Origin of the sequence: Kitasatospora sp. NPDC087314, assembly GCF_044744365.1 — a bacterium.
Lineage (GTDB): Bacteria > Actinomycetota > Actinomycetes > Streptomycetales > Streptomycetaceae > Kitasatospora.
Genome location: NZ_JBIUYE010000018.1, coordinates 58,157 through 69,646 on the forward strand (window position 1 = coordinate 58,157; position 11,490 = coordinate 69,646).

Consider the following 11,490-nt stretch of genomic DNA (forward strand, 5'->3'; position numbering starts at 1 on the left):
CGTGATGGCGGCTCAGAACCCGCTCTGATTATCATCATCCGCATGATTGTTCCCAGCCGAGAACTGACCCCCGACGACTTCGAGCTCATCGAGTTCGCCCGAGAGATTGTCGACGCGAACTCCGACGGCGACATCGGCGCCCACACCATGGGCGCCGCCGTGCGGGGCGTCGACGGGAAAATGTACGGTGGAATCAACGTCTACCACTTCACCGGTGGCCCCTGCGCGGAACTCGTCGCACTCGGCCATGCACGGGCTTCCGGCGCCAGAGAGCTTTCCACGATCGTCGCGGTCGGTGATTCCGGCCGAGGGCCCGTCGGCCCCTGTGGCCGTGACCGCCAGGTGCTTTTTGACTACCACCCCGGCATTCGCGTTCTCCTCCCCAGCCCCGACGGCGTCAGGAGCGTCCGGATCGAGGACCTCATGCCGCTCGCCGTACACGCCAACCGTGCACAGGTCTTGAACCGGCTCCGCAAGAATCGGCAGGCTCGGTCCGAGCCGCTTTCCCCCACCGCCCGTGTCTGTCGCTGAACAACCACCGTGAGGGCGCGGGTCACCTGCGTGCGGTACCGGACCTGTGCACTCCCGCACGGCACGCGCCGGCGACGGGGCCGGGCCCGGACTTCACCCTCGGCGGTGGGGACACGAAGTGGAGCACCGCCTGCCTCGTGTCCCCATCGCTGTTCTGTTCGGACAAACCTGGTTCGCGTCCGCCCGGCCAACCGTTCGACCGTCCGCAGCGGCAGCCGATCCGGTGCCGAAGGGCGCGTCAGGGCAGGAGACTGTCCGTGGCCTCGCCGAGCCACTCCGCGTCGGCGTCCCCCCGGACACCCAGCTCCTCGGTGAGCGAGGTGCCGAAAATCCGGTCTGTGTGTCCACATGCCCAGGCCACCGGGCGGGCGAGGCGGTGTGCCGCGACCAGCTCGACAACGGACGCGCGTTCGTCGGCGTCGAGCCGGCGCCACTCCCGGAGCACCTCGGCCACCTGGGACAGGTTGGCGCCCTTGAGTCGGGCGAACCGGTCGACCCACCCCTCGCGGAACAGGTGCAGACAGACGAACAGGAAGGAGTGCGCGGCGGACAGCGCGGGCAGTGAAACGCCGCCGACCGTCAGGCTCCGGCGTCCGGCCAGCACCGCGTCCATCGGTACCTGCCAGTCGGCGCCGTGCCAGGTGAGGCTGTTGGCGACGTCCAGGACGAACACCGGTACGACCGGGTCCGGCCCGATGCGGTGAAAGTGCGGCAAGTGGTCCGGTGACAGCTTGTAGATACGCAACTCGGTTCGGGACCGAGGGAGCAGACGGCCGGAGACCGAGTCCCAGACCTGCTCCGCGGTGAACCCGGCGTCGAGCAGCGTGGCGCTCAGCCGGTCCCGGTCCTCCGGTCGGATCATCAGGTCCATGTCGTTGAACTGACGCACCCCGCGTCCATCATAGAGCCGCTCCTGCGCGACGACCCCCTTGGTCCAGGCGGCAGCGATCCCGGCCTCGGCGACCACCTCCGACACGCGCGCGGCCTCCGCCGTCAGCACGGTCGCCCGGTGCCGGGCGGTCTGCAGGAAGGACAGCAGCGGGACCCGCAGCTGGACGGGAAACGAGCGGCGCAGTCCGTGCCGGTGCACGTAGTCGGCGAGCGCCGCGCCGAGCTTGTGCCGGAGGGCGCGCTCGATCAGTCGCCCGTGGTCGAACTCCTGGCGACGCAGCAGGTTTCCGATGTCATCCGGCGCATGGTCGAGTCCCTGGTGCTCGGCCACCGCCAGCAGTACAGCCCGCACGTCGCCGTCCGGTCCGGAGAGCCGCGGCGTCCAGCCGGATTCGGGGGTCGGTGCATGTGTCGACGAAGTGGTCACTCGTTCCTCCAGGAGGACGTGGTGCCCGGCGGACGCCCCGCGGGCGACTGGTGGACGGTCTGAGGGGCGCCGTCGGCCATGAACGTGAGGACGGGCGGCAGCGTGGCAGCGGCGGATGCGGTACCGCCGCCGAAGCCCGGGCGCACGCAATCCAGGACCGCGCCGAGCAGCGCAGCCGTCGAGAGGTCGCAGTGCCGCGCCGGGTTCCAGCTCAGCTCTCCCACAGGCACGTCAGCGACGAGCCGATCCAGTGCGCGGTGCGCGGTGGCCGGGTCCTCCCGGAAGGGCCGGGCGGAGAGCCAGTGCGTCGGGTACGCGGGGTCGGGTACGAGCAGGTGAGCCCCGACCGCGGCGACCGGCTCGACGGGGTGTGTCGCCACTGGCCGAGCGGCGTCCTCCGTCCGCAGTACGACGATCCCGTCGAGCGGGGCGGCGCTCATGAAGCCGCCGCCCATCAGGGTACGCACGTCCCTGTTGCTGAGTGACAGCTTGGCGATGCTCTGGGAGGTGTCGGGCAGCTGGCCGGTCCGCGCCAGCGACACCAGCCAGTCGGGCCTGGACCGCCCGGAGGCGACTTGGTCCGCGAGCCGGTGGGCCAGCCCTAACGCCGCCACCGCCCCGGCTCCGAGTCGGGTGGTGGACGGCAGGCCGATCATCCACCAGCCGCCTGGACTTCCCGCGCTGCTGGGCGGCAGCAGGAGCAGACGGTCGGTGGCGACGGCGTGGCCGCCCGCCTCGGCCAACCGCACGGCCGACGAGGTCTTGCCCGCTCCCGCGCCACCGGGCAGCATCACGGCCCGACCGTCGGGCAGGACAGCGGCCCCGGCGTGGAACATCAGCGCTCCCCGCTGTACCAGGTCCTCACGGATCAGCTCGCGCAGCAGCCGGCCGACGGCGACAGCGGCTCCCTCCATCGTGGCACCGGCCACGGTCCAGGAGCGGAAGTCCTCGGTGAGCAGGACGTGGTCCCACTCCTGGCCGTCCCCGGAAGCCAGCACGCGTCCGCCGCCCTCGGCCGGCCAGGTCTCGTACCACCATCCGGCGAACGACTCCATGGGGGCGGACGGCCGACCGGCGCCGCGCGAGCGAACGCGCTCCACGAGGCCGGGGTCAATCACGAGCGTCAGCCGGTGGTCGACGGATGGCCGCCGGGCGGCGTCCAGTACCTCGTGCTGTGCCGCGATCTCGGCACGCACGCCGTCGAGGTCGGTGATCACCTCCAGCCGCAGGTCGAACCACGACAAGGTGAGGGGCGGTGCGGTACCCCGAGCGGGCGCGGGCGTCCGGGGGAAGCGGTCCGGTACCGCGATCGGCCCGCTCACAGCAGCACCACCTTCCGGTCGAGCAGCGCCAGCGAACCATTCGCCGTCAGCAGACGGTCGTTGGCGTAGTTGAGGGCCGCTGATCGCAGGTCGCGGAAGGCGCGTTCCAGGCGCAGCGGGGAGTCGGTGCTGTAGCCCGCCGGGAGTCCGGCCAGCTGGACCATGCGATCGACCGCGCTGAACGCCAATTCGGAAGCGGCGAGTTTGAGGGTGTTGAGCTGTATCTGCAGGGCCGGGGTGTCGAGGCTGCCGCCGGATGCGCGCACCTCGTCGACTCGTTCGCGCATCCGTTCCAGATAGGCGCTGACCAGCTCCAGTTCGAGCCGCGCGCGGGCGATGCGCTCCTGGACCAGTGGGGACGATGTGTCGTGCGCCGAACTCCCGCGCAGCCACCCCAGCAGGCTGCGCAGCGCACCGCGTGCGGCGCCCAGCCAACACGCGCTCCAGCCGAGGTGGGCGAGCGGGATCATGCTGTCGGTCGCCACCCGGCGGAATCCCCCGGGACCACCGACGACCTGGTCGGCCGACACGGCGCCGCGCAGCCGCAGACTGCCGCTGTCGGTGCCGCGCATCCCCAGGGTGTTCCACGCGCCGGTGGGCTCGACGGTCAGGGCCGACCGGTCGGCGTAAACAAGGGACACGGAGTGCCGGCCGGCGTCCTCCGCCGCGCACATGGTGATGAGGAAGCCCTCGGCCTGGCCGCCCCCGGTGACGACGGGGGCGGTCCGGTCCAGCCACAGGTCGCCACCAGCCTCCGAGGCGGCGCGCGGCACGCGGCGCAGCGGCTCGGCGGCGGTCAGCAGATGCCCGCCCGTGACCGGCCCGGTGGTGACGGAGGCGAGGTACAGCTCCCCGCGGGCGATGCGCGGCAGGAGCCGGTCTCGCAGGCGAGCGTCGGCGTGCCGCACCAGCACGTCGACCTGCTGGCAGTGCATCGCCCAGATCATGGCGGTCGACAGGCAGCCACCGGCGAGGGCCTGGGCGCTCTCCACCATCCCCGCCAGGTCGCGGCCCATTCCACCGTGTTCGGAGGGGACCAGATAGCCGAGATAGCCCGCGCGCCGCAACGCGTCCACGCTCTCCTCGGGGAACGCCGCGGCCCGGTCGGCCCGGTCGGCGTGCTCGGCGAGGACCTCGACGAGCCGGGCGAGCGTGTCGCGCTCCGCAGGACGGGACGGCTGTCCGTGCTCGGCGGAGGCGACCCCGCCCGCCCCCGCCGCGGACGGTGCCGGGACCGGCGATTCGGCCGCTGCCGTGCTCTGCGCAGCCGGTTGGGGACGGTGCCCACGAGGAGTCGGTGGACGCTGCGCTCCGCGCAGCCCTGTCTCAGTCATTGCCCTCAACTTCCGTTGTCTGGATCTTGAGTTGCCGGGCCGCCACGAGTGTCGGCCCGTCCACTGTGATCTCGACGGCAGTCGGCCGGCTGAGGAAGCCGACCAGGCTCGCGGTGAGTCCGTAGGCCCCGGTGTTGGGCACGGCAAGCAGCTGGCCGGGCTGCGGATCGGTGAGCTCGACGGCCGGGTTGAGCACGTCCAGGGGGGTGCAGAGCGGCCCGACGAGGCTCGCCCGCACGGTGCTCGCCGCGTCCGGACCGGACACACCGGGCGCGGCCGACTCGGCTCCCGCAGCAGGCAGGACGGGCACGGGAACCGTCCGGGGAGCCATGAGACGGCCCAGTCCGGACATCCCGCCGAGGACGTTGACGCCCGCGTCCAGGACCACAAAGGTCCGGTCCCCGGATCTCTTGACGTCGACGACGGTGGTGAGCAGCGTGCCGGCGGCCGCGGTGACATGACGGCCCGTCTCGAAGGCCAGGCTCGGCCCGGCGTTCCTGCCACGGGTGGGGAAGTGCGTGTCGAGAGCAGCCGCGAGCGTCCCCGCGAGGCCGGGAAAGCGCTGGAGCGGCCCGGGCTGTGCCATCGGTGCGGGGAAACCCCCGCCGAGGTCGAGCAGTTCGGGCACGAAGCCGACGCTCCGAGTCACCTCGGCCGACGTGGCCAGCGACTGTCGGAGCTCGGCGGCCAGCGCTTCCGGGGCTTCGACGTTGGTGGCGGAGAAGGTGTGGGTGCCGATCGACCGGGCGGGGCCTGCCGGGGCGAACAGCGCGGCCAGGTCGTCCTGGGCACGCCAGTCGGTGCCGAAGGCCGTCGGCCGGCCGGTCATCCGCAACGACCCGCCGCCGCTGCCGCGCGGCCCGTTGAGCCGTACCAGGTACTCTGCCTCGGTCCCGGTGTCCCGGCAGGCCCGGGCCAGCCGGTCGCGGTCGGCGAGCGACTCGACGGAGAAGTTCCTGACGCCCGCGGTGAGCGCGTCCCGCAGTTCACCGGGCGTCTTCCCCGGCCCGGTGTAGAGGGCGACACCGAGCCGGGCACCAGCGGCGCGCACCGCCGCCAGTTCGCCCAGCGAGCTGATCTCGGTGCGCAAGCCGCACGCGGCGAGTTCACGGACTACCCGTGGATGCGGATTGGCCTTCACCGAGTACAGCAGCTCGGCCCCGGCGGGCAGGTCGGCGCGCAGACCGGTGGCGGCCTCCCGCAGGGCGGCCAGGTCGTAGACGTATGCGGGGGTGCCGAAACGCTCCGCGAGGGCGCGGAGCCAGGCGTGATCCAGGGGCCGGAGCGCGCCATCGGCGAGGACGGCCGTGTCGCGGCTCATCGCCGGGCCTCTTCCGGCGCGGGAAGTGCGGCCCGGTCGATCTTGCCGTGTGCGGTGCGCGGCAGGTCGGCTACGACGACGCACCGGTCGGGGGTGCGGGCGGCGCCGAGGCGCTCGGTGAGGCCGCGCAGCACCCGCTCCGGTGGAAGATCGGTGACCGCCCAGACGGTCAGGGTGCCATCCGGGGCGGGCGGGACCGCCGCCGCGGCCCGCACGCCGGGTATGTCGAGCATCGCCAACTCCAGTTCCTGAGTGCCCATGCGCCAGCCGCGCCGTTTGAACAGGTCGTCCGCGCGACCGGCGAAGTACAGTCGTCCGTCGGCATCGAGGCAGCCGTGATCACCCGTGAAGACGGCCGGGCCGTCACCGTCCGGCGCCGGGCGAAAGCGCCTCGCAGTCTGGTCCCCGGCCCTCCAGTAGCCGGCCATGACATGGGGCCCCGCCGCTACGATCTCCCCTGTCTCGCCGGGTGGCACCGGTGTTCCGTGCGGGTCCACCACCCAGAGGCGGGTGCCGGGCAGGGCCCGGCCCACGGTGGCGGGGTGGGCGAGGTCCTCGTCGGGGTCCGCGACAGTGATCCGCTTGCACTCGCTCATGCCGTACATGCAGACCACCGCCGCGTCGGGAAAGGCGCCGCGTAACCGTCCGACATCCTGACCGACCAGCGCGGCGCCGGTATTGGTGAAGAGGCGGACGGACAGGGGGCGCGGATCACGGGCCGCGAGCCGCGCCAGCATGGCGGCGAACGTGGGGACGACCGGCACGACGGTGGCCCGGGCCGCACGCAGCGCCACCAGTTCCCGGGAGGACGCGGTGCCCTGCGGCAGCACCAGTTCCGCCCCTGCGAGGGCGCACAGGAAGATCTGGTAGAGGCCGTAGTCGAAGGAGAACGGGAGCCGGGTCCACACCACGTCGTCCGAGCGGTAGGCCAGACGCCGGGAGATCGCCCCGGCGGCGAAAGCAACGGCGCGGTGCGGGCAGACGATGCCCTTCGGGCGACCGGTGGAGCCCGAGGTGTACAGCAGCAGGGCCGTGCTCTCGGCGGAGACGGCGGACGACCCGGCGGCCCGCCAGTCCAGCAGCGCCGCAGGCGTGACGATCCTTGCTCCCACACGCTCTGCGGGGGCGGTGAGTTCGGCACGGTCCGACACGAGCACGGAAGGCTCGGCATCGGTCAGCACCCAGTCGAGTTCGAACGGTGAGGCGGAACCGTTCGCCGGTACGACGGCGGCGCCGGCCCGTAGCGCGCCGAAGAGCACTGCCACGAACTCCCGGCCGGGTGGCAGCACCGCCAGCACCCGGTCGCCCGGGGCGACCCCCAGGGCGAGCAGAGCACCGGCGACGCGGCGGCTCGCACGGTCCAGTTCGTGCCAAGTCCAGCTGCCCGCGTGGTCGGTGACGGCGCGACGGTCACCGAAACGTCCGGCCGCCCTGTCGAGCAGCGCCACCACGTCCGGCACGCGCTCGTCGGCGACGTCGTACGCCGCCGCTCGGGCGGGCTCGACCCCACGCCCGGTGACACGGTCAGCTTCCCTCCGGGTCCCCGACTCCCCGGCCGGGGCGCTCACGAGGCCAGCTCCCGGTACGGGCCCTCGGCTGCCACCAGATCACTGTGCCGGCCGCGCTGTACGACGCGGCCCTTCTCCAGCACGATCACCTGGTCGGCGTCTTCCACCGCGGTGAGCCGGTGGGCGATCACCACGAGGGTGCAGTCCAGCGCGGTCAGGCGCCGGAACACCTCCCGTTCGACCACCGGGTCGAGCGCGCTGGTGGCCTCGTCGAGGATGAGCAGCCGCGGTCCGCGTACCAGCGCCCGGGCCAGCACCACCCGCTGCCGCTGGCCGCCCGAGAGCCCGCCGCCGCCCGAGGCGAGGAGGGTCTGGTAGCCCATGGGCATGGCCGCGACGTCCTCGTGGATTCCCGCCACCCGGGCCGCCGCCTCCACATCGGCGTCCGAGACGTCGGTGCCGCCCCAGGCGATGTTGTCCCGGATACTGGCACCGAACAGCCGCGCGTCCTGGGTGACGAAGGCGATGGCACGGCGGTACTCCGTGGTGTCGACCGAGGCGAGATCCTGACCGCCGGCGAGCACCCGCCCGGCGGTGGGGGCGTACAGACCGGCCAGCAGCAGCCCGCAGGTCGACTTGCCCGAGCCCGACGCCCCGAGGAGTGTGGTGAAGCTCCCGCGCGGCACGTCGAACGAGACGTCGGCGAGCACCGGAGGGCCGCCCTGGTAGGCGAAGGAGACGTTCTCCACCGTGAGGTCGCCCGCGACCCGGGGTCCTGCCGCCCCGGGCACGCATTCCACCGGGGACTCCAGGATGTCGCTCAGCCGGGAGAGGGATGCGCCCAGTGCCGACGTCTGCAGGCAGACCTGGGCCAGATTGGCGAGCGGCACCAGGAGGCCCATGGCCAGCACGCTGAAGCCCAGCACCCTGCCTTCGGAGATCCCGCCCTGCGAGATGCGAACCGAACCGGCCACCAGGATGAGCAGCGGAGCACCGACCTGTAGTGCGACGCTGAGGCTCGACGCCAAGGTCGCCAGACGCCGGCTGCGCAGCCGGGTGTTCAGCTCCTCGGCGAGGGTCTGGCTCCATCGCCGGCCGGCCACGGCCTCCAGCCCGGCCGACTTCAGGGTCCCCATGCCCTCCAGGAGTTCGGTCAGTTCGCCGTCCGCCCGTGCCTGTGCCTCCAGGGCGTCGGAGCCCGCGTACCCCTGGCGGCGCCAGAAAAGGGCCACGAGCGCGACCTGGAGGAGCGCCAACGCCATGACGAAGGTGGCGAGCAGCGGATCGGCGATCAGCAGCAAGGCCATGTAGACGAGGATCAGCAGCCCGTCGAAGACACTGGCGAAGGCGGTGACGGAGAGCGTCTGCCGGATCGTCGAACTGGTCCGCACCCGCTGCTGGAGGTCACCGGGACTGCGGCTGGTGAAGAACCCGTACGGCAGCGCGAACAGCCGGTGCAGGATGCCCAGCGTCACCGTCTCGTCGACCAGTGTCTGGATGGCGAGGAAGGCGACGGAGCGGACGAACTGCAGGACGAAGTTGAGGCCGACGAGGCAGGCCAGCCCGATGGCCAGGAACTCGAGGCCACCGACGGCGTGTCCCGGCGCCACGCTCTCCACCACGTAGTTCGTGGCCAGCGGGGTGGCGAGATTGAAGCCGAGCAGCAACAGCGAGCACACCACGAAGGGGACCCAGCGGCGCGTCCTGGGAAGGAACAGCCACAGATAGCGCCAAGGCCGGTCGGTTCCGGCCGGGCGCCTCGGCGCACGTCCCTCGCTGGGATTCCGCAGCGGAGGGGTCAGGACCAGCGCCACACCGGTGAACGAGTCCCCGACCTGATCCAGTGACAGCCGCCGCCGGCCGTGCTGCGGGTCGACGAGATGGACCCAGGGTCCGCTGACTCGCTCCAGCACCACGAAATGGTCGAAGTTCCAGAACAGGATGGCGCCGGTGGGCAGGTCGTGCAGACGCTGCAACGGCACCCGCACGCCCCGCCCCTCGAACCCGTACCCGCGGGCGGCGTCGAGAAGTCGGCGGGCGGAGACGCCGTCCCGGCCGGTGGCGGTGGCGTCGCGCAGGTCCCGGATCGGCACGTCGACGCCGTGCAGGGCCAGCACCATGGACAGGCTGGCCGCACCACAGTCGCTGGTCTGCGCCTGGAGCCGCACCGGCACGCGGCGTCGGTCGCGCGAGGGCAGCCACCTCCCGACGAGCCGCCGCACCGCGAGCGGACGGCTCAGCAACCGGCCGGTCTGCAGTGCCTGGCCGTACTCCCGAGATCCGCTGCGGGCCTTCACCGCCTGACGGCGGAAGCGCAGCGAGGCGGGACGGGACGCTGAGGTCGGTGGCGGAATGTCCTTCGCGGGTGTGTCGTCCCCGGTCTGGGGTGACGTCGACCGGGGTGGGGAGGGTGGGGACGTGGTCACGACGGGTCTCCTGGGAAGATGGCCCACGGCGATTCCGAGCGGGGGGCGGCGCTGAGGGCCGTGTTCAGGTCCGCCGTGAAGCGATCCGCCTCCGCAACAGAGAACTCACGGGGATCGAAGCAGAGGACGAGGGTCACGCCCTGGCCGTACTCGTTGATGATGAAACTGATGCCGTCGCAGGTGTAGCTGACCTTGGGGGCGAAAGCGTCGTGCGTGACGCGCAGGCCACCGGGACCGGTGTCCACGAAACGCTCTTCGTGCAGGGTGTAGCGGACTATGGCCTCGCGGGCACCATCGCTGTGCGCCCGGCCCGACAGGTTCTGTGCACGGCGCAGGTCGGCGTACGAGACGTGCTGATGACGCATCGTCTGCATCAGATCGGAGCCGATCCGGCGGAGAAGCGTCGTGAATTCCTCAGAGCGTTCGACGAGAATTGGAAGACCCCGTGAGAATTTGCCTACGATGTCCCGTTCCCCGGCGCTTCGCGTGTCCAGGGGAAGTGTCATCGCGAGACCGGCCCGCGTCGTACGAAGGAAAAAAGTTCGGGCGAAATGGGCGAGCGCAAACTGAAAGAATGTCACTCCGGCGTCCCGGCAGGTTCGGCGCAGGAGGGCGACGGTCGGGCCGGGAATGAAGGAGAAGCGCGTGATCGCGGGCGGTGTCGGGCCGTCAAGCGAGGTTCCGGTACTGCCTCCGGAGTTTTCCGGGGAGCCGTCTGACAGGGCGGCCATGGTCGCGAATTTCCGTGCCCAGTACCGGTGCTCGACTGTGGCGGAGCGCTTGTCATGCTTCTCGCGCGCCCGCCTGATCGCGGCGAGCAGCCCCTCGCCTTCGGCGTCGCTCATGCAGTCCTGGCCGGCCAGCGCGGCGCCGTAGGCATCCCACAGCCGGCCACGGAGGAGGGACCGGCTGGCGCGGTCGGCGGTCAGCGCCGGCAGATCGGCGGTGAACGCGTGCAACTGCTCGGAGTATCGGAAGAGGCGGAAACGGAAGGGAGGCCGGTGCGCCAGGTCGAAGGGCTCCGAGAGGGCGCGGGCGCGGACCCCGGCCACGTACGTCCCGAACTGCTCCGGTGAACGGGCCTTGATCCTGTGGGCGGCGAGCAGGTCGCCGGGTGGAGGCGGGTCGGCGAGCCACTGCATGGGCCGTCCGTCGGATGCCGGACCCACCCGCAGTCGCAGAGCCTCGTGCAGCCTCACCAACGCGGACAGAGCGCGGTGCAGGGCCGGCACGTCCAGCGGGCCCTCTATCCCCTCGGAGAGCTGGACGACCTTCATGGGTTGCTGCTTCTCCCGCTGTCGCCCGTACTCGTGCTCCTGCGCGTAGGAGAGCTCCGACATGCCGTCGGTTCGCTGCTGGGTCACTGGGCTGCCTTTCCGTGCGTGCTCCGGGCGCGAAGTGGCCGGGGAGGGGCGCGCAGCGCCCTCCCCGGCCACCGTGCTCACTCAACTGGTGCGTTCAGCGAGCTCAGATGCACCCGGCGGGGGTGACGGGCGCTGTGCCGCCGACGATCTCGTCGAGCTCGTCGTCCGTGAGGGCGTCGATCTCGACGGTCTCGAAGGAAACATTCTCCATGTGCCTACTCCTTTCTTATGGCGGAATCCCCGGAGAGGGGTGATGTTTCGGAGTTCACCGGAACAGCATCCACGTCACAATTCGAGTGACGATCACTCAGGGGCACAGGAAGAAACTATCAACGCTGCTCCCGCCCATGCCAGTCACGCGAGTTC

The 11,490-nt window shown here is 71.6% G+C and carries 8 protein-coding genes; 1 reads left to right on the forward strand and 7 read right to left on the reverse strand.

The annotated features are described in order from the left end of the window. Positions 1 to 42 precede the first annotated feature (42 nt). Positions 43 to 531: a cytidine deaminase family protein gene (locus tag ACIO5E_RS33165; protein ID WP_400675114.1), complete on the forward strand. Its 489-nt coding sequence runs from the start codon at positions 43 to 45 to the stop codon at positions 529 to 531. A 238-nt stretch (positions 532 to 769) separates the two neighbouring features. On the opposite strand, the gene ACIO5E_RS33170 is transcribed toward ACIO5E_RS33165, so the two are convergent. The 7 genes from ACIO5E_RS33170 to ACIO5E_RS33200 are packed head-to-tail and all read right to left on the reverse strand — an operon-like array spanning position 770 to position 11,124. Then, the gene (locus ACIO5E_RS33170; RefSeq protein WP_400675116.1) at positions 770 to 1,849 is read right to left on the reverse strand and encodes a nucleotidyltransferase family protein; all 1,080 of its coding nucleotides are present in this window, start codon (positions 1,847 to 1,849) and stop codon (positions 770 to 772) included. Next, the gene (locus tag ACIO5E_RS33175; protein WP_400675119.1) at positions 1,846 to 3,171 is read right to left on the reverse strand and encodes a hypothetical protein; all 1,326 of its coding nucleotides are present in this window, start codon (positions 3,169 to 3,171) and stop codon (positions 1,846 to 1,848) included. Before ACIO5E_RS33175 ends, ACIO5E_RS33170 begins: the two co-directional genes overlap by 4 nt. Then, complete coding sequence (locus ACIO5E_RS33180) at positions 3,168 to 4,505, reverse strand: acyl-CoA dehydrogenase family protein (protein ID WP_400675121.1); 1,338 nt, start codon at positions 4,503 to 4,505, stop codon at positions 3,168 to 3,170. Before ACIO5E_RS33180 ends, ACIO5E_RS33175 begins: the two co-directional genes overlap by 4 nt. After that, positions 4,498 to 5,826 carry a type III PLP-dependent enzyme gene (locus ACIO5E_RS33185; protein ID WP_400675123.1) on the reverse strand — a complete coding sequence of 443 codons (1,329 nt, stop codon included), beginning with the start codon at positions 5,824 to 5,826 and terminating at the stop codon, positions 4,498 to 4,500. The genes ACIO5E_RS33180 and ACIO5E_RS33185 overlap by 8 nt, the downstream gene beginning before the upstream one ends. Continuing rightward, on the reverse strand, positions 5,823 to 7,394 hold the full coding sequence (locus ACIO5E_RS33190) for a class I adenylate-forming enzyme family protein (protein ID WP_400675126.1): 1,572 nt from the start codon (positions 7,392 to 7,394) through the stop codon (positions 5,823 to 5,825). Before ACIO5E_RS33190 ends, ACIO5E_RS33185 begins: the two co-directional genes overlap by 4 nt. Then, positions 7,391 to 9,760, reverse strand: coding sequence for a peptidase domain-containing ABC transporter (locus ACIO5E_RS33195; RefSeq protein WP_400675129.1), 2,370 nt, complete (start codon positions 9,758 to 9,760; stop codon positions 7,391 to 7,393). The genes ACIO5E_RS33190 and ACIO5E_RS33195 overlap by 4 nt, the downstream gene beginning before the upstream one ends. Beyond that, entirely contained in the window at positions 9,757 to 11,124 is a 1,368-nt protein-coding gene (locus ACIO5E_RS33200) for a condensation domain-containing protein (RefSeq protein ID WP_400675131.1), read from the reverse strand. Before ACIO5E_RS33200 ends, ACIO5E_RS33195 begins: the two co-directional genes overlap by 4 nt. Between the last annotated feature and the right edge of the window lie 366 nt (positions 11,125 to 11,490).

What these genes read in the sequence shown, in the direction of transcription:
- ACIO5E_RS33165 (WP_400675114.1), top strand. Translation starts at nt 43, where the DNA reads ATGATTGTTCCCAGCCGAGAACTGACCCCCGACGACTTCGAGCTCATC.
- ACIO5E_RS33180 (WP_400675121.1), bottom strand. Translation starts at nt 4,505, where the DNA reads ATGACTGAGACAGGGCTGCGCGGAGCGCAGCGTCCACCGACTCCTCGT.
- ACIO5E_RS33185 (WP_400675123.1), bottom strand. Translation starts at nt 5,826, where the DNA reads ATGAGCCGCGACACGGCCGTCCTCGCCGATGGCGCGCTCCGGCCCCTG.